The organism is Pseudoduganella sp. R-31 (assembly GCF_049913235.1).
Classification (GTDB): Bacteria; Pseudomonadota; Gammaproteobacteria; order Burkholderiales; family Burkholderiaceae_D; genus Rugamonas.
The window spans coordinates 5,893,450-5,915,908 of the sequence record NZ_CP183986.1 but is presented as its reverse complement, the minus strand read 5'-3'; the positions used below and the strand labels follow the sequence as shown (position 1 = coordinate 5,915,908).

Annotated in this window: 22 protein-coding genes and 1 tRNA gene; 19 read left to right on the top strand and 4 right to left on the bottom strand. The window is 61.3% G+C overall.

Features of this window, described 5'->3' with window-relative positions; genetic code table 11:
* Positions 1-57 precede the first annotated feature (57 nt).
* Positions 58-1,284 carry a metal-dependent hydrolase gene (locus ACN9MY_RS26940; protein WP_426336382.1) on the top strand — a complete coding sequence of 409 codons (1,227 nt, stop codon included), beginning with the start codon at positions 58-60 and terminating at the stop codon, positions 1,282-1,284.
* Positions 1,281-2,120 carry an ion transporter gene (locus tag ACN9MY_RS26935; RefSeq protein WP_426319200.1) on the top strand — a complete coding sequence of 280 codons (840 nt, stop codon included), beginning with the start codon at positions 1,281-1,283 and terminating at the stop codon, positions 2,118-2,120. Before ACN9MY_RS26940 ends, ACN9MY_RS26935 begins: the two co-directional genes overlap by 4 nt.
* Here ACN9MY_RS26935 and ACN9MY_RS26930 read toward each other — a convergent pair.
* Positions 2,117-2,971, bottom strand: a complete 855-nt coding sequence (locus ACN9MY_RS26930; RefSeq protein ID WP_426319199.1) for an oxidoreductase — start codon at positions 2,969-2,971, stop codon at positions 2,117-2,119. The genes ACN9MY_RS26935 and ACN9MY_RS26930 overlap by 4 nt on opposite strands.
* A 111-nt stretch (positions 2,972-3,082) precedes the next feature.
* Here ACN9MY_RS26930 and ACN9MY_RS26925 point away from each other — a divergent pair, with 111 nt between their 5' ends.
* From ACN9MY_RS26925 to ACN9MY_RS26900, 6 genes are all read left to right on the top strand, one after another.
* A complete protein-coding gene (locus tag ACN9MY_RS26925; RefSeq protein ID WP_426319198.1) occupies positions 3,083-3,982 on the top strand; it encodes a LysR family transcriptional regulator in 900 nt (299 codons plus the stop codon).
* On the top strand, positions 3,964-4,872 hold the full coding sequence (locus ACN9MY_RS26920; protein ID WP_426319197.1) for a LysR family transcriptional regulator: 909 nt from the start codon (positions 3,964-3,966) through the stop codon (positions 4,870-4,872). Before ACN9MY_RS26925 ends, ACN9MY_RS26920 begins: the two co-directional genes overlap by 19 nt.
* Before the next feature lie 117 nt (positions 4,873-4,989).
* Positions 4,990-6,210, top strand: a complete 1,221-nt coding sequence (locus ACN9MY_RS26915; RefSeq protein ID WP_426319196.1) for a CmpA/NrtA family ABC transporter substrate-binding protein — start codon at positions 4,990-4,992, stop codon at positions 6,208-6,210.
* Between the two features lie 242 nt (positions 6,211-6,452).
* Entirely contained in the window at positions 6,453-7,271 is an 819-nt protein-coding gene (ntrB, locus tag ACN9MY_RS26910; protein ID WP_426172309.1) for a nitrate ABC transporter permease, read from the top strand.
* Between the two features lies 1 nt (position 7,272).
* On the top strand, positions 7,273-8,067 hold the full coding sequence (locus ACN9MY_RS26905) for an ABC transporter ATP-binding protein (protein WP_426336381.1): 795 nt from the start codon (positions 7,273-7,275) through the stop codon (positions 8,065-8,067).
* Between the two features lie 71 nt (positions 8,068-8,138).
* Positions 8,139-8,306 carry a hypothetical protein gene (locus ACN9MY_RS26900; protein ID WP_426164648.1) on the top strand — a complete coding sequence of 56 codons (168 nt, stop codon included), beginning with the start codon at positions 8,139-8,141 and terminating at the stop codon, positions 8,304-8,306.
* Here ACN9MY_RS26900 and tsaD read toward each other — a convergent pair whose 3' ends face one another.
* Positions 8,307-9,341, bottom strand: a complete 1,035-nt coding sequence (gene tsaD / locus ACN9MY_RS26895; RefSeq protein ID WP_426164646.1) for a tRNA (adenosine(37)-N6)-threonylcarbamoyltransferase complex transferase subunit TsaD — start codon at positions 9,339-9,341, stop codon at positions 8,307-8,309.
* A gap of 88 nt (positions 9,342-9,429) precedes the next feature.
* On the opposite strand from tsaD, the gene ACN9MY_RS26890 reads away from it, so the two are divergent.
* Positions 9,430-10,080: a GntR family transcriptional regulator gene (locus ACN9MY_RS26890; protein WP_426336380.1), complete on the top strand. Its 651-nt coding sequence runs from the start codon at positions 9,430-9,432 to the stop codon at positions 10,078-10,080.
* A complete protein-coding gene (locus ACN9MY_RS26885; protein WP_426319192.1) occupies positions 10,077-10,532 on the top strand; it encodes an OsmC family protein in 456 nt (151 codons plus the stop codon). The genes ACN9MY_RS26890 and ACN9MY_RS26885 overlap by 4 nt, the downstream gene beginning before the upstream one ends.
* Before the next feature lie 68 nt (positions 10,533-10,600).
* On the opposite strand, the gene ACN9MY_RS26880 is transcribed toward ACN9MY_RS26885, so the two are convergent.
* Complete coding sequence (locus ACN9MY_RS26880; RefSeq protein WP_426164640.1) at positions 10,601-11,659, bottom strand: 3-deoxy-7-phosphoheptulonate synthase; 1,059 nt, start codon at positions 11,657-11,659, stop codon at positions 10,601-10,603.
* Between the two features lie 73 nt (positions 11,660-11,732).
* Here ACN9MY_RS26880 and ybiB point away from each other — a divergent pair, with 73 nt between their 5' ends.
* The 8 genes from ybiB (at position 11,733) to ACN9MY_RS26840 (ending at position 20,942) form a co-directional block, all read left to right on the top strand.
* Positions 11,733-12,692: a DNA-binding protein YbiB gene (ybiB, locus tag ACN9MY_RS26875; RefSeq protein WP_426319191.1), complete on the top strand. Its 960-nt coding sequence runs from the start codon at positions 11,733-11,735 to the stop codon at positions 12,690-12,692.
* 36 nt (positions 12,693-12,728) lie between these two features.
* The gene (locus tag ACN9MY_RS26870) at positions 12,729-13,937 is read left to right on the top strand and encodes an NAD(P)/FAD-dependent oxidoreductase (RefSeq protein WP_426336379.1); all 1,209 of its coding nucleotides are present in this window, start codon (positions 12,729-12,731) and stop codon (positions 13,935-13,937) included.
* 197 nt (positions 13,938-14,134) lie between these two features.
* Positions 14,135-14,347 carry a 30S ribosomal protein S21 gene (rpsU, locus tag ACN9MY_RS26865; RefSeq protein ID WP_005665410.1) on the top strand — a complete coding sequence of 71 codons (213 nt, stop codon included), beginning with the start codon at positions 14,135-14,137 and terminating at the stop codon, positions 14,345-14,347.
* A 125-nt stretch (positions 14,348-14,472) separates the two neighbouring features.
* Complete coding sequence (locus tag ACN9MY_RS26860; protein ID WP_426336378.1) at positions 14,473-14,922, top strand: GatB/YqeY domain-containing protein; 450 nt, start codon at positions 14,473-14,475, stop codon at positions 14,920-14,922.
* 212 nt (positions 14,923-15,134) lie between these two features.
* Positions 15,135-16,931, top strand: a complete 1,797-nt coding sequence (dnaG, locus tag ACN9MY_RS26855) for a DNA primase (protein WP_426319188.1) — start codon at positions 15,135-15,137, stop codon at positions 16,929-16,931.
* 169 nt (positions 16,932-17,100) lie between these two features.
* Positions 17,101-19,347, top strand: a complete 2,247-nt coding sequence (gene rpoD / locus ACN9MY_RS26850; protein WP_426164628.1) for an RNA polymerase sigma factor RpoD — start codon at positions 17,101-17,103, stop codon at positions 19,345-19,347.
* 44 nt (positions 19,348-19,391) lie between these two features.
* Positions 19,392-19,470, top strand: a tRNA-Ile gene (locus ACN9MY_RS26845).
* A gap of 218 nt (positions 19,471-19,688) precedes the next feature.
* Positions 19,689-20,942: a hypothetical protein gene (locus ACN9MY_RS26840; protein ID WP_426319187.1), complete on the top strand. Its 1,254-nt coding sequence runs from the start codon at positions 19,689-19,691 to the stop codon at positions 20,940-20,942.
* Here the strand turns inward: ACN9MY_RS26840 and ACN9MY_RS26835 are convergent.
* A complete protein-coding gene (locus ACN9MY_RS26835; protein WP_426319186.1) occupies positions 20,924-21,184 on the bottom strand; it encodes a hypothetical protein in 261 nt (86 codons plus the stop codon). The genes ACN9MY_RS26840 and ACN9MY_RS26835 overlap by 19 nt on opposite strands.
* Here ACN9MY_RS26835 and ACN9MY_RS26830 point away from each other — a divergent pair.
* Entirely contained in the window at positions 21,167-22,438 is a 1,272-nt protein-coding gene (locus tag ACN9MY_RS26830) for a hypothetical protein (RefSeq protein WP_426319185.1), read from the top strand. The two genes, ACN9MY_RS26835 and ACN9MY_RS26830, sit on opposite strands and share 18 nt — an antisense overlap.
* Positions 22,439-22,459: the final 21 nt, after the last annotated feature.

Sequence of the window (22,459 nt, the reverse complement as noted above, 5' to 3'; positions counted from 1 at the left end):
CCGCTTGCGGCTGAGCCTGTGTCCGATTGCCAGACCTGACCCCGACTTTCATTAAGCATGGATAACATTACTCATAGCGTAGTTGGCCTGGGCGTTGGCGAGCTGATTCAGCGCTCGCTGCCGCCGGAGGCCGATCCGGGGCGTCACAGGACGCGGCATCGTTTGCTGCTGACGGCTTGCGCCCTTGCCAGCAATTTTCCTGACCTCGACCTGGTTTATACCCGGCTGGCGCCGGCGCCATTGGGCTACCTGCTGCATCACCGCGGACATACGCATACCTTGCTGTACCTGCTGCCGCAGGCTTTGCTGCTGTTTGCCCTGTTATGGGTCTTGTGGCCGAATGCGCGGGCGTTGCTGCGTGAGAGCCGCGATGCACGGCGTGGGCTGCTGATAGCGCTGGCCGCGGGTTTCCTGCTGCACCTGGGGATGGACTTCATGAACAACTATGGAGTTCATCCGTTCTATCCTTTCAGCGGAACCTGGTACTTCGGCGATATGGTTTACATCATCGAGCCGGTGTTCTGGGGGGCGTTCGGGGTGCCGCTGGCGATGGCCGCACCTTCGCGGCGCATGCGTATTGTGCTGCTTTCCGTGCTGCCGGTGGTCCTGCTGTATGTGACGCTGCATGGCTACCTGGGCTGGGCGTCGTTCGCTGCGCTGGTCATGCTGGGTGGCGTGGTGGCTGTGCTGCGATTCATGCATATGCAAAGCCGGCGTGCGCTGCTACTGGCCCTTGGCATGGTGCTGGCATTTATCGGCGTCCAGGCGTCGGCCTCGTTCAAGGCGCGCCAGGCGGTGACGGCGGCATTGGTGCTGCAGGATCCTCAGTCCCGCGTGCTGGACGTTGCACTGACCGCTTTCCCGTCCCAGCCCCTGTGCTGGAGCTTTACCTCGATCGAGTCGGACGGGAAGATTTACCAGCTCCGGCGCGGGCATTTGAGCCTTGCGCCTTCCTTGCTGCCGCCGCGTGATTGCCCGGCGGCACTGACGGCCGATGCGGTGCAGGAGATGGCCGTCACGGTACCCGGCGTGCTGGTGTCCGGATCATGGCAGGGCGATGTGGCTGGCTTGCGCGCGCGCGCCGCAGCCGATTGCCAATTGGCTGCCTGGCTGCGTTTCGCCCGCATGCCGGCGGTGGATGCGGCCCAGGCCAGCGACCTGCGCTTCTCCGCCTCGCCGCGTGGGAATTTCACTACTTTGATGCTGGCGGCGAAACCGGAATGCCCTTTCAGCGTGCCGGGATGGGGCATGCCGCGCGCTGATTTGCTGGGGAGCCCGCAATGAAGACCTACGATCCGCACCAGCGCTTCGGCCGGCCGGAAGGCGGTTGGCGCGAAAAGCTCTATGCAATAATTTTCGAGTCCGATACGCCTGCCGGCATGGCGTTCGACCTCGCGCTGATCGGCGCTATCCTGCTGAGCGTGACGACCGTGGTGCTGGCCAGTGTCGCCGAAGTGGCGCGCGACTACGGCGACTGGCTGTTTGCGGCAGAGTGGTTCTTTACCGTGCTGTTCACCATCGAATACGCCAGCCGCCTGCTGTGCGTGCGGCACCCGTTGCGCTACGCGCGCAGTTTCTTCGGCATGATCGACCTGCTGGCAGTATTGCCAAGTTATATGGCGCTGTTCGTGCCGGGCGCACATGTGCTGCTCAACGTGCGGATCCTGCGGCTGCTGCGCATGTTCCGTATTCTCAAGCTCACGCTGTACATCGAGGAATATGGGATGCTGGGCCGTGCCTTGCTGGCCAGCCGCCGCAAGATCCTGATCTTCCTGTCGGTGGTGTTCATGGTCGTCTTCTTGCTGGGGACCGTGATGTACGTGGTCGAAGGACCGGCACACGGCTTTACCAGCATTCCGACTGCCGTCTACTGGGCGATTTCGGCCGTGACCACCGTGGGCTTCGGCGACCTGGTGCCGAAGACGGACCTGGGCCGCGCCATTGCGTCGGTGATGATGCTGCTGGGGTGGGGCATTCTTGCCGTCCCGACGGGCATCATCAGCGCCGAAATCAGCCAGCAGCGCCGCTCAAGTCGCACTTGCGACGGCTGCCTGGCCGGAGACCATGAGCAGTCGGCGCGTTTCTGCAAGAGCTGCGGAACCAAACTCCCGGGAAGTTAGGCGGCCTGCTTGGCCGGCTGTTCGAAGTCGGTCGACAGGGCCAGGTCCTTCCATTGCGCCAGTTCCTTCTCTACCTGCTGGTGCTTGGCGTTGATGCGAACGATGGCATCGCTGCCCAACTGAAGGCGTAATGGCGGCTGCGTTGCATCGGCAAGCTTCAACAGGGCTTGCGACAGCTTGGAAGGATCGCCTGGCTGAGCGTGGTTTGCGCCCGCCGCGAAGGTGCGCATGGCGCCCACCGTATCCTTGTAGTCCTCGATGCGGCTTGCGGTCTCCACCAGCGAGGTGGCGTCGAGGAAATCAGTGCGGAAGAAGCCGGGTTCCACCACGGTGACGTGCACGCCCAGCGGAGCCAGTTCCTGCGCCATCGCTTCGCTCAGGCCTTCCACCGCGAACTTGGTGGAACCGTAGACGCCCCAGCCGTAGTACGCCTGGTAGCCGCCCAGAGAGGAAATATTGATCACATGGCCGCTGCGCTGCCGGCGCATGGCCGGCAGCACCGCGCGGCTCACGTTCAGCAGGCCGAAGACATTCGTTTCGTAATTGCGGCGCACCTCTTCCGCCGAGGTCTCCTCGACGGCGCCGAGGATGCCGTAGCCGGCGTTATTCACCAGCACGTCGATGCGGCCAAAACGCTCGATGGCGGCCTGGGTGGCAACTACGGCGGCTGCTTCCTTTGTCACATCGAGCTGCACTGGCAGCAGCTGGGGATGCGCGCCAAGGGCGTCGACAATCGCTTGCGGGTTGCGGGCGGCTGCTACCACGGAGTCGCCGCGCGCCAGTGCGTCGCGGGCAATCAGCAGGCCGAAGCCGCGGGAGGCGCCAGTGATGAACCAGACTTTGTTTGCCATGATCTTGCTCCTTCAAGAGTGGGTAGTTGGTGAAGGGCATATTAGGCTTCGGAGAGCTGCTACACTAGCCATAGTAAAGGTGATTGATCTTCAACTATTGGTTGTAAATGAATGGATAAGGCCCGCGTCATCACATTGTTCATCGGCGTCGTGCATGGCGGCAGCTTCAGCCAGGCGGCGGTCGATGCCGGCCTGTCGGCCCAGGCGGTCAGCAAGGCGATTCGCCAGCTGGAGGAATACCTCGGCGTGCGCCTGTTCCATCGCACGACACGCAGCCTGAGTCTTACGGACGAAGGCCAGCGCCTGTTCGAGCTGGCCAACCCGGGCCTGCGCTTGCTGGACGAGGCGCTGGACCACGTTCAGAACAGCCGCGAGGCGGTTGACGGCATGATCCGCGTCGCCGCACCTACCTCGCTGGGCACGGTGGTGCTGGCGCCGCTGCTGCGCGAATTCCAGGAGCTGTATCCGAGCGCGCATTTCGACATGCTGTTCGACGACCACTTCACCGACTTGACCGAGGCGAAGATCGACGTCGGCTTCAGGGCGGGGAATCCGCCGGAGCGCAACCTGGTTGCGCGCCAGCTGGGCAGGATTCCTTTGCATATCTGCGCTTCGCCCGGCTATATCGAGCGCCACGGCGCCCCGCGCACGGTGGAAGAATTGCTGCACCATCGGTGCACCGGTTTCCGCCAGCCGAACACGGGCCGCGTGATTCCGTGGGAACTCAAAGGGCAGGGCGGCACGGTGTACCAGGACGTGCCCTGCGTGGCGACGTTCAATACGGCGGAGGGCGAGGTCGAGGCGGTGCGCGCCGGGGTCGGCATCGGCCAGCTGGCGCTGTACATGGTGGAGCGCGACCTGGCGGAAGGGCGGCTGGTGCACCTGCTGCCGACCCATGTGACGGCAAATGCGGCCGTTTACATGTACTATCCGCAGCGCAGCCGCATGCCGATGCGCGTGCGGCACTTTATCGACTTCATGGTGAAACGCAAATGGACCGCCTTTACCTGATGACCGTCTACGTGGCTGTGGCCGAGGAGCAGGGCTTCGCGGCAGGTGCGCGCCGCCTCGGCATGTCGCCGCCTGCCGTTACGCGCGCGGTGGCGGCGCTGGAAGAAAGGCTGGGCGCCAGGCTGCTGGACCGCACCACGCGCCATGTGCGCGTGACGGAAGCCGGCCAGCGCTACCTGGATGATGCGCGCCGGATCATCGCGGAAGTCGACGAGGCCGACGATGCAGTTGCCGGCATCAACGCCGCGCCGCGCGGCCACCTTACAGTGACGGCGCCGGTGCTGTTTGGACGCATCTACGTGGTGCCGGGCATTGTCGATTACCTGCAGCGCTATCCGGCGATGGATATTTCCACTGTCTTCGTCGACCGCGTGACCAACTTGCTGGAAGAAGGCATCGATGTCGGCATCCGCATCGGCGAGCTGCCCGATTCGAGCATGCGCGCCATTCCGGTCGGGCAGGTGCGGCGCATGATCATCGCTTCGCCTTCCTATATAGAGAAGCATGGCGCGCCGAGCACGCCGCAGGAGCTGGAGCAGCACACCATTGTCGCCTCGTCCGGCTCCAGCGTGCCTCCGGACTGGCGCTTCCAGAATGGCGCCGGCACGCAATCGCTGCGCGTCAAGCCGCGCCTGGGCGTGAACAATAACGACTCTGCCATCGAAGCAGTGCGCAGCGGCTTCGGCATCGCGCGCCTGCTGTCCTACCAGGCGGCAGCCTTGCTCGATGCAGGCGAGCTGGTTGAGGTGCTGCAGGACTACGCGACGCCGGCGGTGCCTATCCATATCATCCACCGTGACAGCCGTCAGGGCTCGACCCGCATCCGCAGCTTCGTGGACCTGATGGCCGAACGCCTGCGCACCGATCCGAGGCTTCGCCCGGTGCGTTGACGGCGCTAAATTGGTGCGGTGCACAAACAAAGTGCTGGATTTCCACCGCCTTTCCCCCTGAAAGCGGGGTGGCACGGCGCTTGCAGTATCCCCATTATTTACAAACCGGGGATAGAGATGGATCGCACGTTCAGCCTTACCCGTCGTCGCCTGCTTGCTGCGGGCGCTGCGACAGCCTTATCGAATTACGCCTGGGCTGCAGGCTCCGACAAGCCTGAGAAAGAAGAAGTCAAAGTCGGCTTCATTCCATTGACCGATTGCGCCTCCGTCGTGATGGCTTCTGTGCTGGGCTTCGACAAGAAGTACGGCATCAGGATCGTCTTGAGCAAGGAGGCGTCCTGGCCCGCCGTGCGGGACAAGCTGGTGAACGGTGAACTCGACGCGGCCCATGTGCTGTATGGGCTGGTGTATGGCGTCCACCTGGGCGCTGGCGGTCCGAAGAAGGACATGGCCGTACTGATGAACCTCAATCACAACGGCCAGGCGATCACGCTGTCGAAGAAACTGTCCGACAAAGGCGCAGTCGATGGCGCTTCGTTGGCGAAGCTGATGCGCACCGACCAGCGCGAGTACACCTTCGCACAGACGTTCCCGACCGGCACCCATGCGATGTGGCTGTATTACTGGCTGGCGTCGTATGGCATCAACCCGATGACGGACGCCAAGGTCATTACGGTGCCGCCGCCGCAGATGGTCGCCAATATGCGGATCGGGAACATGGATGGCTTTTGCGTGGGCGAGCCATGGAACCACCGCGCGATTGTGGATGGCGTCGGCATCACGGCCACGACAACGCAGGACATCTGGCGTGACCATCCGGAGAAGGTGCTGGGTACTAGCGCGGAGTGGGTGAAGAAGTATCCCAATACTGCACGCGCACTCATCGCTGCGGTGCTGGATGCTGGACGCTGGATTGATGCGTCCCTGTCGAACAAGGTGAAGATGGCGGAAGCCATTGCCGACAAATCCTACGTCAACACGACGGTCGATGTGATTGGCCAGCGCATCATGGGCCGCTACCAGAATGGCCTGGGCAAAACCTGGGACGATCCGAACTACATGAAGTTCTTCAATGACGGCGCGGTGAATTTCCCATACCTCAGCGACGGCATGTGGTTCCTCACGCAACAGAAGCGCTGGGGCTTGCTGAAGGCGGAGCCGGATTACCTGGCAGTTGCCACGCAAATCAACCAGATCGATGTGTACAAGGACGGCGCGGCTATGGCGAAGGTGAGCGTACCAAAGTCGCCCCTGCGCAGCGTAAAGATGATCGACGGCACGACCTGGGACGGCAAGAATCCCAAGGCCTATGCTGATTCGTTCAAGATCAGAGCGTGAAGGGAGGCCTTATGAGTGCTATGTACGGAACGATAGACGGGGCCGGCGCGGGCACGCCTGGCACACACGGCGCACTGACCGCGCAGGACGCTGCGCGGGAAGCAGCTGCAGCTGCATTGGCCGCGGCTGGCGTGGGGCGGGCAATCGATATGAAGGTGGACGTTGCGCCGGCAGGACAGGCTGGGAAGGCGGGAGCATCAGTGCAACCGGCGCCCGCGGTGCCGGGAAGGCCAACGCGCCGCATGCGGCTGGCGGCGAAAGGCGTGCACCTGGCGCCGGAAGGTGGGCGGCTGCGGCCCTTTGTCATGAAAGTACTGCCGCCGCTGCTTGGCTTGTCGCTGCTGGTGCTGGCTTGGCAAATCCTGGCGGTACGCAACGCAGGCTTTCCCACTCCGCTGGAGACCTGGCATGAGGCGGTGAAGCTGTTCTCGGACCCGTTCTACCGCAAGGGTCCGAATGACCAGGGCATTGGCTGGAACATCCTGGCCTCGCTGCGCCGCGTCGCGCTGGGCTTCGGCCTGGCGGCGCTGGTGGGTATTCCGCTTGGCTTCCTGATCGGACGCTTCAGCTTTTTGTACGGCATGTTCAGCCCTTTAATCAGTTTGCTGAAGCCCGTATCGCCCTTGGCCTGGCTGCCGATTGGCCTGCTGGTGTTCAAGGCGGCCGATCCAGCCGCGATCTGGGCCATCTTCATTTGTTCGATCTGGCCCATGATCGTTAACACCGCCGTCGGCGTGCAGCGCGTGCCGCAGGATTACCTGAACGTGGCGCGTGTGCTGAACCTGTCCGAATGGAAGGTGGCGACCAGGATACTGCTGCCTTCCGTGCTGCCTTACATGCTGACCGGCGTGCGGCTCGCCATCGGCACGGCATGGCTGGTCATCGTCGCAGCCGAAATGCTGACGGGCGGCGTGGGCATCGGCTTCTGGGTGTGGGATGAGTGGAATAACCTGAACGTGCCGCACATCCTGATCGCCATCGGCGTGATCGGCGTGGTTGGCCTGTCGTTGGAACTGGCGCTGGTCGCGCTGGCCAAAGCTTTCAGCTATGAGGAGAAATGAGATGGCTTCGAAATTCATCGATATCAGCAAGGTCGACATGCGCTTTGGCCAGTTCCACGCGCTGAGCGACGTCAACCTGGTGGTCGAGCAGGGTGAGTTCATTACCCTGATCGGCCACTCGGGCTGCGGCAAGTCGACGCTGCTCAACCTGGTCGCGGGCCTGAACCGTCCCACCAGTGGCGTGCTGGTTTGCAGCGGGCGCGAGATCGCCGGGCCGGGGCCGGAACGCGCGGTCGTGTTCCAGAACCATTCGCTGCTGCCCTGGCTGACTTGTTTCGAGAACATTTACCTCGCAGTGGAGCGGGTGTTCGGCGGCAAGGAGACGCGCGCGCAACTGGATGAACGCAGCTGGCAGGCGCTGGAACTGGTGGGACTGGCGGCCGCTGGCGGCAAGCGGCCCAATGAAATTTCAGGTGGAATGAAGCAGCGCGTCGGCATCGCCCGCGCACTGTCGATGGAACCGAAGGTGCTGCTGATGGACGAACCGTTCGGCGCCCTCGATGCGCTGACACGCGCCCACCTGCAAGACGAATTGATGCGCATCGTCGCCGCGACGGGGGCCACCGTGGTGATGGTGACGCACGATGTGGATGAAGCCGTGCTGCTGTCCGATCGCATTGTCATGATGACAAATGGCCCGGCCGCCACCATCGGCGGCGTCGTCAAAGTACGGCTGGAACGCCCGCGCGACAGGCTGGCCCTGGCGCAAGACCCGCTGTATCTTGACTATCGGACAAGCGTTCTGGAGTTCCTCCACCAACGACAAGGACACCCGGCACAACGTTTTGCTGCATAGCAATGTGCAAAAGTGTGGCAGCGGGGCGACTCTGCTGCTACATTGGTGGTCTATACAAACGGAGACACTTGATGAGTACCGAAGTACAGCAGCACGAAATTAACAAAGAAGCAAAGCGGGAAGACAAGCCGAACCGCCACGAACTGGTGCGCCAGCAGATGAATCACACCGGCCTGCGTACCGGTATTGCAGCAGGCCTGCTGGCCCTGGTGGGCCTGAGCGCCTGGCTGCTCGCCTGATCAAATGACCCGCAGTTCGTCCAGCGGCCAGCGTGGACGGACGTTGAAGGAATAGTCCCGCTGCGCCGCCTGCGGATTGATCTGCAGGCGCATGGCGCCGGCGAAGGCAATCATTGCGCCGTTATCGGTGCAGAACTCCAGTTCCGGGTAGTAGACCTTGAAGTGCTTCTTCCTCGCCGCCGCGTTCAGCGACGCGCGCAGTTGCGCATTCGCGCCCACGCCACCGGCGATCACCAGGCGTTTGAGGCCCGTCTGCTTCAGCGCGGACAGGCATTTGGCTGTCAGCACATCCACGATCGCATCCACGAAACCGCGCGCGATATTCGCCTTGTCCTGCTCGCAGACATTGGCAGCGCCGCCGTTGTTGTTCACCACCGTCAGCACGGCTGTTTTCAGGCCGGAGAAGGAGAACATCAAATCCTTCGAGTGCAGCATGGGGCGCGGCAGCTTGTAGGCTTCCGGGTCGCCGAATTCGGCCATGCGCGAAATGGCGGGGCCGCCAGGGTAGCCCAGGCCAAGCAGCTTGGCCGATTTATCGAAGGCCTCGCCCGCCGCGTCATCCAGTGTTTCGCCCAGCAGTTCGTACTGGCCGACGCCGTCCACGCGCATCAGCTGCGTATGGCCGCCCGATACCAGCAGCGCCACGAAAGGGAACTCCGGCGGCTCGCTGGCCAGCAGCGGCGACAGCAGGTGGCCTTCCAGATGGTGCACGCCCAGCACCGGCTTATCCAGCGCCATGCCCAGCGAGCAGGCAATCGCCGAACCGACCAGCAGGGCGCCTGCCAGGCCGGGACCCTGGGTGTAGGCGATGGCATCGATCTCGCCGGCTTGCAGGCCGGCTTTGCCCAGCGCCTGTTCCAGCAGCGGAATCGCGCGGCGGATATGGTCGCGCGAGGCCAGTTCCGGCACCACGCCGCCGTATTCCTCATGCATCGCCACCTGCGAGTGCAGGGCGTGCGAGAGCAGGCCGCGCTGCGTGTCATACAGGGCCAGGCCAGTTTCGTCACAGGAGGATTCAACGCCGAGAACGATCATTGGAATGCACAAAAGGGTAAAGGGCAATCCGCCATTGTAATGGAAAGCCCGCTTGCATTGATTGGTATACGTGTATACAATTTATCGCATGAAGACACCTCCGCCCCGTGCTCAAGGCGGCCCGGCCATCCTGGCGGCCCTGCGCGCCGACATCGGCAGCGGCAAGCTGGCGCCCGGCGCCGTGCTGCGCCAGGCCGAACTGGCCGAACAATTCGGCACCAGCCGCATTCCCGTGCGCGAAGCGCTCAATTCCCTGCAGGCGGAAGGCCTGGTGCAGATCGAGCCGAACCGCGGCGCTTATGTCACCACGCTTGGCGCGGACGAGCTGCATGAACTGTTCGACCTGCGCGTGCTGCTGGAGACGGATGTGCTGCGGCGTGCAGTGCCCTTGCATACGGAGCGCAGCCTGCGCCGCCTGGAAGCCATCCAGCATGAACTGGATGGCGAAACGGCGCCGCTGGAATGGCTGCGGCTTGACCGCGCGTTCCACGACGAGCTTTATGCGCCGGGCAGGCGACTGCGCAGCCAGCAAATGGTGGCCAGCCTGCGCGCATCGGTCGAGCGTTTCTACCTGGCGCAGCTGGGGCCTGAGGCGCGCCGGTCCGGCTGGAACGATGAGCACCAGCGACTGATCGCGCTGGTGCGGGCGGGTGACCCGGATGGCGCTTGCGCCATGCTGGCGCAGCACCTGCGCGAAACCGAAAAGCTTGCAGTTTCTACCCTTGGGAGCCTGATATGAGCATTCATACCGCGGAAGTTGCCTGGCATCGCCACGATGCCAAGTTCACCGATAACCGTTACAGCCGGCTGCATAAGTGGACCTTCGACGGCGGTACGGTGGTGCCGGGATCGTCGTCGCCGCACGTGGTCCGGGTGCCGTTGTCCGATCCTTCGGCGGTGGATCCGGAGGAGGCGTATGTAGCTTCGCTATCGAGCTGCCATATGCTGTGGTTCCTTAGCCTGGCGGCGCGTGACGGCTATGTGGTCGACAGCTATGTCGATGCGGCGGAAGGGAAGATGGAGGACGGCTGGATCAGCGTGGTGACGCTGAAGCCGATGGTCGCCTTCTCGGGCGAGAAGGCGCCGACGGATGCGGAGCTGGAGCGGCTGCACCATGAAGCGCATGGAGAGTGCTTCCTGGCGCGCTCGGTGAAGTCCGCGATTCGCGTTGAGGGAAGCTGGCGCTTTTAAAACCGGTAATTCAGTGTCGGCCGCAGGTGGGGTGTCTGACCCTGTGGGTCAGACACCGGTTTACCGGTTCAAGGGCGGGCGCGCAGTTCGCGGTCCGCTTCCTTCAGCATATGGACCGTGGTATCCCAATCGATGCAGGCATCGGTCACCGAGCAGCCGTATTTCAGCTCGGACAGGTCGGCCGGGATCTTCTGGTTGCCCGCCACAATGTTCGACTCGATCATCACGCCGGTAATCGACTGGTTGCCGTGCACGATCTGGTTGACCACGTCGGTCATCACCAGCGGCTGCAGTTCCGGCTTCTTGTACGAGTTGGCGTGCGAGCAGTCGATCACGATATTGGCCGGCAGCTTGGCCTTCTGCAGCGATTGTTCCGCAATCGCCACCGACACGGAATCATAGTTAGGCCGGCCGTCGCCCCCGCGCAGCACCACGTGGCCATGCGGATTGCCCCGCGTGCGCACGACAGACACATTCCCCTGGCTGTTGATGCCCAGGAAGGCGTGCGGATTCGCCGCCGACAGGATCGCGTTGATCGCGATGCCGATGTCGCCGTCCGTGCCGTTCTTGAAGCCCACAGGCGTCGACAGGCCCGACGACATTTCGCGGTGGGTCTGCGATTCGGTGGTGCGGGCGCCGATGGCGGTCCAGGCGATCAGGTCGCCCAGGTACTGCGGCGAGATCGGGTCCAGCGCCTCGGTGGCGGTCGGCAGGCCGAGTTCGCATACATCCAGCAGGAACTGGCGCGCCTTTTCCATGCCGACGTCGACGCGGAACGAATCGTCCATATACGGATCGTTGATATAGCCCTTCCATCCCGTGGTGGTGCGCGGCTTTTCGAAATACACGCGCATCACCAGCAGCATGGTGTCCTTGACTTCTTCCTGCAGCGCTTTCAGGCGGCGCGCATAGTCCAGGCCCGCGACCGGGTCATGGATGGAGCAAGGGCCCACCACGACGAACAGGCGCTTGTCCTTGCGCTCCAGGATGGCGCGCAGGTCGGCGCGGCCCTTGGTGACGGTCTCGGAAGCCTTGTCGGTCAGCGGCAGTTTCGCATGCAGCTCCTCTGGGGTAGGCATGGATGCGAACGAGGTAACGTTAATGTTTTCAAGGTTTTGGGCAATCATGATCAGTCTGCTTTTCAACGTGTTTTTTCTTGGGGGATCTAACAGTGTAGCCGAAATGCCGTAAACTGGCAGAATGACGACTAAACAACCTTTCCAGGCCGCTCCCTACATCAAGGAGATCGGCCGGGGCGCGAAGGGCGCCCGCAGCATGGACCGCGAGCAGGCACGCGAATTGTGGGGCGCGATTCTCGATGGCCGCGTATCGGACCTTGAGCTGGGCGGCATCCTGCTGTCAATGCGGATCAAGGGTGAATCGGTGGAGGAGCTGGAAGGCTTCCTGGAAGCGTCCGAAGCCTCGTTTGAAAAACTGCGCGCGCCGGCCGGCGAATTCGCGCCTGTGGTGATCCCGAGTTATAACGGCGCCCGCAAGATGGCGAACCTGACCGCGTTGCTGGCGCTGCTGCTGGCGCGCGAGGGCGTCCCGGTGCTGGTGCATGGCGTGGCGCACGACGTTGGGCGCGTCGCCACGGCGGAAGTATTCGAAGCACTGGGCGTGCATGCTTCGCCCGATCATGCAGCGGCGGAGGCGGCGCTTGAGGATGGGCGCGTGGCCTTCATCACCATCGACGCATTGGCGCCGCGCTTGGCGTGGATGCTGTCGCTGCGCCGCATCCTCGGCGTGCGCAACTCGACCCATACGCTGGTGAAGATCATGCAGCCGTTTGCCGGGCCTGCACTGCGGCTGGTGTCCTACACCCACCCGGAATACCTGGAGTCGCTGGGCGAATTCTTCACCCTGAACAAAGGCCACGCCTTCCTGATGCGCGGCACGGAAGGCGAGACCGTCGCCAACGCCAACAAGGCGCAGAAGATCGACTGGTTCCACGGCGGCGAACGCACCGTGCTGGTTGAAAAGCAGACGCTGGTCGAAAAGCTGCCCGAGCTGCCGGAGGATAAAAGCGCAGAGTCGACCGCTGCCTGGATCCAGGCCGTGCTGCGTGGTGAAATCCCCGTGCCGGATTCGATTATCCAGCAGGTGGGTCACTGCAAAGATGTCGCCCGCTCGCTCGCTGCCGGCGCCGCCCTCCTGTAAAATGGTGGGTTTGGTCTCAGGGCAGGGCGGCAGGAAATGGCAAATCAGTACGATGTAGCGGTAATCGGCGCAGGCGCGGCGGGCATGATGTGCGCGGCGACGGCCGGCAAGCGCGGCAAACGCGTTGTGCTGCTCGATCACGCCGAGAAACTGGCGGAGAAGATCCGCATCTCTGGCGGCGGTCGTTGCAACTTCACCAATATTAACGCCGGCCCTGCCAACTTCCTCTCCGAGAATCCGCACTTCGCCAAGAGCGCGCTGTCGCGCTTCACGCCGCATGATTTCCTGACGATGGTGAAGAAGCACCGCATCGGCTTCCACGAAAAGCATAAAGGGCAACTGTTCTGCGACGACTCCGCCGAGCAGATCATCGACATGCTGCGAAGCGAGTGCGCCGATGGTGGCGTGCATTGGCGCATGCCGAGCAAGGTGCAGGCCGTGGCGCAGAATGGCGCCGGCTTCGTGCTGCAGACTGACCGAGGCGAGATCCATGCTGGCGCTGTCGTGGTGGCGACCGGCGGCCTGTCGATCCCGAAGATTGGTGCGACCGACTTCGGCTATCGCATGGCCAAGCATTTTGGGCTCAAGCTGGTAGACCCGCGTCCCGCCCTGGTGCCGCTGACTTTCGACGTCGAGGAATGGGCGCCGTTTGCGCCGCTGGCCGGCGTCTCGCTGGAAGTGGACGTGGAAACCGGCTCGCTGAAAGGCCGCAACCCGACCGGCGCCCGCTTCCGCGAAGACCTGCTGTTCACCCACCGCGGCCTGAGCGGTCCGGCCATCCTGCAGATTTCCTCGTTCTGGCAGCCTGGCACCCCAATCACGATCAACCTGTTACCGGAAATGGACCTGGCCCAGACCCTGATCGAAGGAAAGGGTACGCTGAAGAAGCAGCTTGGCAACCTGCTGTCTCAATGGCTGCCGGCGCGCCTGGCGGAGGGTTTGCTGCAAGTGCACGGCCTGGACCCCGAAGCGCGCATTGCCGACATGAAGGACGACACGCTGCGCAAGCTGGGCCGCGCGGTCAACCAGTGGACCATCACCCCCAATGGCTCGGAAGGCTACCGCAAGGCCGAGGTCACGCGCGGCGGCGTGGACACCCGCGAACTGTCCCAGCAATCGATGGAATGCAAGAACGTGCCCGGCCTGTACTTCATTGGTGAAACAGTCGACGTGACCGGTTGGTTGGGCGGCTACAACTTCCAATGGGCCTGGGCATCCGGAGTGGCTGCTGGCCTCGCGATCTGATATTATTCCACTTCCGGCAACGCATTTTCCGCCGGATTCATGATGTTAGCTGGGCTGAAATATTGCCCGCGAAAGACGTCGATATCCCCTTCGGAACCGCCTGAGTGGCCGGTTTGGCGTCTATTGTCTCTTCCATTTTTGAGCAAAACCTGCTAATATCGCTGTCTTTCCTGAACCCTAACGGTTTGAATTTTTACATGACTACTATCCGCCTTAAAGAAAACGAGCCGTTCGAAGTCGCAATGCGTCGCTTCAAGCGCACCATCGAAAAGACCGGTCTGCTGACCGAACTGCGCGCACGCGAGTTCTACGAAAAGCCAACCGCAGAGCGCAAGCGCAAGCTGGCAGCTGCCGTGAAGCGTCACTACAAGCGCATCCGCAGCCAGCAACTGCCTAAGAAGCTGTACTAATTCAGCTCTCGTCGGCATTCTTGCAGGCGCACTGATCGCCACGGATGCCCACGCCAGAGTTTCAACCCGCTCCGGTCTAAGCCGCAGCGGGTTTTCCTTTTTCCACGCACACTTTTGAGGTAGCTATGAGTCTGAAAGCCCAGATTACTGATGACATGAAATCCGCCATGCGCGCCAAGGAAGCCGGCAAGCTGGCCACCATCCGCCTGATCCTGGCCGAGATCAAGCGCAAGGAAGTGGACGAACAGATCGAAGTCAACGACGCCCAGACCGTGGCCATCGTTGAAAAGATGATCAAGCAGCGCAAGGATTCCATCACCCAGTTCGAAGCCGGCGGCCGTACCGACCTGGCTGACATCGAAAAGGCCGAGCTGGCCGTGCTGGTGGCCTACATGCCTGCCGGCCTGTCCGATGAAGAAATTGCCGCTGAAGTGAAAGCAGCCGTAGCCGAGTCCGGCGCCGCCGGTCCCCAGGACATGGGCAAAGTCATGGCCATCGTCAAGCTAAAGCTGGCCGGCCGCGCCGACATGACCGTAGTGTCCGCACTGGTCAAAAAGGCCCTGACCCCCGCATAATCTACAGCCGAGTTCGTGTCACACCCTGGGGTCACACCCCAAGTGTGACACGGCCTCGGCCATGACTCGGTTGAGGCCGTGTCACTCTCGGGGTGTGACCCCATGGTGTGACACGGGCTGAGCCATATCGTGGGCCGCGTGTGTTGATTTGGATCAAATGCCCATCGCGCGCGGCGGTATAGTCTGATTTATAACAAATACCGTTCAGCCTCGTGATTCCACAGTCATTTATTGCCGACCTGCTGAACCGCGTCGATATCGTCGATGTGGTGGGGCGCTACGTCCAGTTGAAAAAGGGCGGCGCCAATTACCAGGGCTTGTGCCCGTTCCATAGCGAAAAATCTCCGAGCTTTACCGTCAGCCCGACCAAGCAGTTCTACCATTGCTTTGGCTGCGGCGCCCATGGCACAGCCATCGGCTTCCTGATCGAGTACTCGGGCATGGGTTTCGTCGATGCCGTCAAGGATCTGGCCCAGAACGTCGGCATGGTAGTGCCTGAGCAGGATGACAAGATCCCGCCCGCCCAGCGTGCTGCCCAGCAGCAGCAATCCATGGCGCTGTCCGATGCCATGTCCAAGGCTAACGAGTTCTACCGGGCCCAGCTGCGCCTTGCGCCGCAGGCGATTGGCTACCTGAAAGGCCGTGGCCTGACCGGGGAAATCGCGGCCCGCTTTGCGCTCGGCTATTCGCCTAGCGGCTGGGACAGTCTGAAAGCCGTTTTCCCGGATTACGAAAACCCGGTCCTGGTGGAAGCCGGCCTGATCATCCAGAACGTGGATGAGGACGGCAAGCGCACCAAGCGCTATGACCGTTTCCGCGAGCGGGTAATGTTCCCTATTCGCAATACCAAGGGCCAGGTGATCGCTTTCGGCGGCCGCATCATGGACCAGGGCGAACCCAAGTACTTGAATTCTCCCGAAACGCCTTTATTTTCAAAGGGCTCGGAGCTGTATGGCTTGTTCGAAGCGCGCCAGGCGATCCGCGATGCGGGTTATGTACTGGTGACGGAAGGCTATATGGATGTGGTGGCGCTGGCCCAGATGGGCTTTCCCCAGGCGGTTGCGACGCTGGGAACCGCCTGCACCACGACCCACGTCCAGAAGTTGTTGCGTCAAACCGACAACGTGATCTTCAGTTTCGATGGCGACAAGGCCGGCCGCCGCGCTGCACGGCGTGCGCTGGAAGCCTGTCTGCCGCACGTGTCGGATGACAAGACGATCAAGTTCCTGTTCCTTCCGGCTGAGCACGACCCGGACAGCTATATCCGCGAATATGGCGCCCACGCGTTCGAACAGCAGGTACACGAAGCCATGCCGCTGTCCCAGTTCCTGCTGCGCGAGGCGGCGGGCGAGCATGATTTAACATCGCCTGAAGGCCGGGCGCGCGTCCAGTTCGACGCCAAGCCGCTGTTGCAGGCCATGCCGCCGACCTCGCTGCGCCTGCAGATCGTGCGCGGCCTGGCGACCATGACGCAGAGCACGCCGGGCGAGATTGAGCAGCTGTTTGAGCTGGCCAAGCCGGTGGCTGCCAGCAAGGTTGCACCGCCGCGTAGCCGCCGCGAGCAGCCTGTTGGGCTGGAACTGAAGCTGATCCGCGTGGTGCTGACGCACCCGACGCTAGCGCTGGAACTGGACGACGAGGCGCTGCTGGCTTTCAGCCACTTCGGCCAGGAAGCCGCCGAGCGACTGGTCTGGCTGATGGTGCAGGCCCAATCGCTGGGAGAGCAGGGCAGTTTCGCTGCGTTCTGCCAGTTGGTGAAAGAAACGGGCAGCGATTATGATGCGCTCATCGGCGAGATTGCCGCTGCGCCGGAGCCGGATATCGAAGGCGAGCGCTTGTGGCTGCTGGCCACGGTGCGCCACCTGAAGATGGATGCATTAAAACAGGAGCTGGACCAGCTATTTTCGGCAGGTTTGTCTTCTGAGGAGATTGGTGTACGCTACCGCGAAATTACCGCCAAGCAAGATCAATTGCGGAAGGAAGCTGAAGCTGATTTAAGTCCGAGGTAATTGCCTGCACGCACGCAAACCTTCCCGTCTGGTAATTGTAAAGTGGCGTGCTATAATAAAATGCTAAATATTGCAATATTTAGCGGGTCTGTTTTTTCGTTTGTTTTCAGTAAGTTACAGTAGTAGTTGTTGCGGTTTGTAGTGGACTTAACTATTCCCGAAAGCGCCTGTGCCAGCAAAGAAACCTGAAACCAAAGCGGCTGAAAAGCCTCGCAAAGTGACCGCCAAGCCTGCGACGAAGTCGGCTGATAAGCCGGCTACTCGCGTCACCAAGGCACCGCCGGTGGTTAGTCAGACAACGGACGCAGCCGCCCTGGCTGCCATCGATACTTCCGGATATGTGCTGCCAACCGTCAAGGTGCCGGGACGCCGTGGCCGCAAGCCGAAGGAATTCACGCCGGAAAACGACGAGGTTGCAGCACTGAACGCTGTTGAGCGTGCCGAGATGAAGGCTGCGGACAAGGCGAAAGCCAAGGACCGCAAGGCCAAGGAAAAGGCATTGCTGAAGGACGCGTTCTCGTCCGACACCGAGGCAACGGAAGAGGAACTCGAACGCCGCCGCCAGAAGCTCAAGACGCTGATCAAGTTCGGCAAGGAGCGCGGCTTCCTCACGTACGCTGAAATCAACGACCACTTGCCGGAAAATATCGTCGATCCGGAAGCGATCGAAGGTATTATCGGCACCTTCAACGACATGGGCATCGCCGTGTACGAACACGCGCCTGATGCCGAGACCCTGCTGCTGTCCGATAATGTCGCCACTGTGACCAGCGACGACGAAGCCGAGGCTGCAGCGGAAGCCGCGCTGTCCACCGTCGACTCCGACTTCGGCCGCACCACCGACCCGGTCCGCATGTACATGCGCGAAATGGGTTCGGTCGAGCTGCTGACCCGCGAAGGCGAGATCGAAATCGCCAAGCGTATCGAAGACGGCCTGCGCGACATGATCCAGGCGATTTCCGCCTGCCCGGTGACGATCGCCGAAATCCTCGCCACGTCCGAACGCATCCGCATCGATGAGATCAAGATCGACGAAATCGTCGATGGCCTGGTGGATGAGGAAGGCGAAGCCGCCGCCGCGGCACCAGCCGCTTCCGACGAGGAAGACGAGGAAGAGGACGAGGAAGAAGAGGACGAAGAAGAAGAGGAAGAAGCAGCCAGCCCAGGCGGCGCGGCAGCCGGCTACACCGCCGAGCAGCTGGAAGCCATGAAGCAGGCCTCCCTCGAGAAATTCGACAATATCGCCAACCAGTTCGAGCGCATGCGCAAGGCCTTCGAGAAGGATGGCTACAACTCGAAAGCCTACCTGAAGGCGCAGGAGTCGATTTCCGCCGAGCTGCTGGGCATCCGCTTCACCGCCAAAGTGGTGGAGAAGCTGTGCGACACCCTGCGCGGCCAGGTCGATGAAGTGCGCCATATCGAGAAGCAGATCCTCGACGTGGCAGTGAACAAGTGCGGCATGCCGCGCGCCCACTTCATCAAGGTCTTCCCGGGCAATGAAACCAACCTGGAATGGGTGGATGGCGAAGTCGCTGCAGGCCACGCTTACAGCGCGATCCTGGGCCGCAACATCCCGACCATCAAGGAACTGCAGCAGCGCCTGATCGACCTGCAAGCGCGCGTCGTGCTGCCGCTGCCGGACCTGCGCAACATCAACCGCCAGATGGCGGCCGGTGAAATGAAGGCGCGCAAGGCCAAGCGTGAAATGACCGAGGCCAACCTGCGCCTGGTGATCTCGATCGCGAAGAAGTACACCAACCGCGGACTGCAATTCCTGGACCTGATCCAGGAGGGCAATATCGGCCTGATGAAGGCGGTCGACAAGTTCGAATACCGCCGCGGCTACAAGTTCTCCACGTACGCTACGTGGTGGATCCGCCAGGCGATCACGCGTTCCATCGCCGACCAGGCGCGTACCATCCGTATTCCGGTGCACATGATCGAAACGATCAACAAGATGAACCGGATCTCGCGCCAGATCCTGCAGGAAACCGGCGCCGAGCCGGATCCGGCGACCCTGGCCATCAAGATGGAAATGCCGGAGGATAAGATCCGCAAGATCATGAAGATCGCGAAAGAGCCGATCTCGATGGAAACGCCGATCGGTGACGACGACGATTCCCATCTGGGCGACTTCATCGAGGACAACAACACGCTGGCGCCTTCGGACGCAGCGCTGCATGCCTCGATGCGCGGTGTCGTGAAGGACGTGCTGGATTCGCTGACCCCGCGCGAAGCCAAGGTGCTGCGCATGCGTTTCGGTATCGAAATGTCCACCGACCACACGCTGGAAGAGGTCGGCAAACAGTTCGACGTGACCCGTGAGCGTATCCGCCAGATCGAAGCCAAGGCACTGCGCAAGCTGCGCCACCCATCGCGCTCCGATAAGCTGAAGAGCTTCCTGGAAGGTAACTAAGACTTGACGGATAGGGCCACCGGCCCTATCCTGCCGGGTTCCCAGGGCCCTTAGCTCATGCTTGGTTAGAGCAGAGGACTCATAATCCTTTGGTGCGCGGTTCGACTCCGCGAGGGCCTACCAATTCGCTTTATGCTTGGAAAACAAGCCCTGACGAGAAATCGCCGGGGCTTTTTCCTATTGGAATTATCGCCTTAGCCAGACGAACAAGGCGAGATGCGTGAAGTTGTCATTGCCAGACATGGGCGGCCAGCGGCCAAGCTGGTTGATTTGGCAATCGCGCACTGTTGTGTCGCCTATCGTGCACAGAAGATGATTGCTATTATGGTAATCTTTCTTTCATGCACTTATCCCTGCCGTCCAAACTCATCCTGCTAACGTTTTGCCTCCTGCTTTCTGCCTGCGGCCGCACGCCCGAAGGACCCTATGCCGAGTGGCTTGAAAACGATGAAACAGTGGAGTCCGTCAGCCAGGAACTGCCTTTGACGATCTTGCATATCAATCGGGAGCCTACGGATTGGCTGCGAATATTCTCGAATCAGGAGCGTTACGATCGCGTGCTGTACAAGCGCAAAGTTGTCATCGAAAAGGGCGATCCGGCCCGCTTGTGGCAAGGCCTTGGGCAGCCGGCAGTCATAGTGCATCAATATGCCAATATTTCGGATGACCAAAGCCCACTTTTCCTCGTTTACGAACGCAATAAGAAGGCTGTCGTCGAACATATCGATATGGGTACTTACATCAAGGAAATCGGCGAACCCATCGGTCCTGGCTTGCGCTTTTTCGAGAACGAAGACTCGCAGTACGGGGGAGCCCTTCTCAAGGCCTTTCCGATTGAGAAGACGCTTCTGCCCAAAGGGCCTGACTGGCCTTCGATCAAGGAGCCGGCTGGTATTGCTCCAGATCGCAAGGCTTTTGCCTATGTGGACTCGTTAGCGGAGCCTTCGGTGGTGCTGGTGGTTGACGCTGAGGGCAATTTTGGCGAACCGATTCCTGTGCCGGCCATCCCTGCTTTTCCCCAAGGCCTACGGACGAGCAGCCGAATCGTACAGATCCTTCCGTGGTTCGATGCCCGGTTCAAATGGCATAAGACAACTGCCGGCAAATGGGACCTGACAAGGATCGCTACCTCGGAACATGTTCTCAGCGCCACGGATGCTCTCGAAGAGTTGTTTCTCGACGCCAGCAAGGGTTACCTGAACTGCTTCGGCAGCGCTAGCGTTGCCTGCCTTGGCGGATGGCGCAGGTCCTGGCGTATTGAGGAGCATGAAATCTGCCAATGCGCCAAGGCATACGTCTATCTGCCTTTGCAGCCGGTACGGGCATTTGGTGCAAACGTGAACAGGCTCTGGTACGGAATCACCGGTAATGGTTCCGCCTACCATTTGATTCTCGATGCGCCGCCAGAACAGGTCGCGGGCGAACTTCGCAAGCGGCTCAAGGCCCGCCGACTGGAAATTGCTGACGCCGGAGAGAATTCACACGAGAGCGTCGAAGCCAACCGATTTGTAACGCCAACCGTAACCGTGCGCGTCGAAGCGTTTGAACAGGGAACCCTGATCCGCACTATCGCGCGCTATCCAGCAAACCAATAAGACTTATCATGCATATCATCAGATTCTTTGGAGCCGCCCTGGCTGGTCTTGTATTCACCAATGCCATGGCCGCATCCCTTCCATTCAGCGCCAAGAAGTTCACGCCCTATCACGTAGGCTTTGCTGCCGACAATACGCGCGCTTGCCTGGCAGGCGGCCGTTTTGATCCGGAGTCGATGCAAAGCACTGGCGATTTGCTGCTGCTTGACCTGAAGCGCGATATCTTGGTCGCGCAGGCGCATATTCCTGTGCCGGACGATTACGCCTCGCTGTATCCAGTGCAATGCGCGATCGTTGGCGACACTGTCTACCTGCTGGCGAACGTGAATACGCAGCTCCCGCGCTCGCTGAACCAGGGCATCGTCTACCTGTATCAGTTCAACATGCAAGGCAAGCAGCTTGGCAAGAAGCGGCTCGTTATCGAGGGGCGAAACAGTTATGGCCATGCCTTGGGCGTGTCCGCAAATGGCGTGCAGGTCGCTGGCTATATCATGGACGAGGATGATACTTCCGAGTTTTACTCCTTCTTTACGCTCGCGCTGGACCGGCGCCTGAACGAGGTGAAGCTGAATGTCCGGAAATCCGGGGCCTTCGTGAGTGGTGCCAAAGCGCGCTTCGTAGGCGACAACCTGCAGGTTGCCGGTTCGTTCTTTCCTGCGAAACTGGCGAAGGACGGTTTGGCCAGCGACTATGCAAATTCGCGTGTGATGGCGAATGGCGGTTATGCCTGGAGCATGCGTCCGTTCAAAAAGGCTCCACGCCATGTGGAGGCCGGCATTTCGCAGCAAGGCGCGATTTATTCGCTGGCGTACAGTGAAACCGAGTCCACGCTGGCCGTGACCAGCGCAGAGGGCAAGCAGCTTTTCCTGAGCAGCTATCCAAGCAAATTCTGCGAAACGAGTTCGCTTAGCGACTATGGCGCGGACGTGCTGGCGTTGCGCAAACCTTGCGATGAAAAGCGCAAGGCGGCGGAATTGACGCTCATTTCGCCTGCCAACGGCAAAGAAAGTCCATTGCAGCTGGCGCCAGGTGAGCCGGTCTTCGCGGATACCAATTCGGGCCAATGGTTCGTTATCTCCAAGGATGCCGCCGGTAAGCTGGCCTGGTATTCGGGATCGATAGGTGGTGATACGCGCTTCACCCAGACCGTGGCGGGCGTAGAGCATTCCTTGAGCCTGGGCCGGATCAACATCGACAAGAAAGGGGCGCGCGCTTTCGATTACGTTTATGAGCAGCGTGCAGGCGAGTGCCGCTTCAACATGAACGGGCACGCGGTCCAGGTGGATGTTTTCAATCCAGAAGACGAGAATGGCAAGGAGCTGCCGCAGATCGTCATGTACGAAAGCGATGGCGTCTCCCTTACGCTGCCGCTCGATGGTTCGCCGCGAAATATTTCCGTCGACGGCACATTGACGCCCGAGCAGGCCAAGCGTAGTTGCGGAAAGAACGGCGGCAAGCTGTCGTTGATCTTTAACGCAGCGGGAGCTCGCCGGTAATCGCCAAGTGTTGACGCAGCC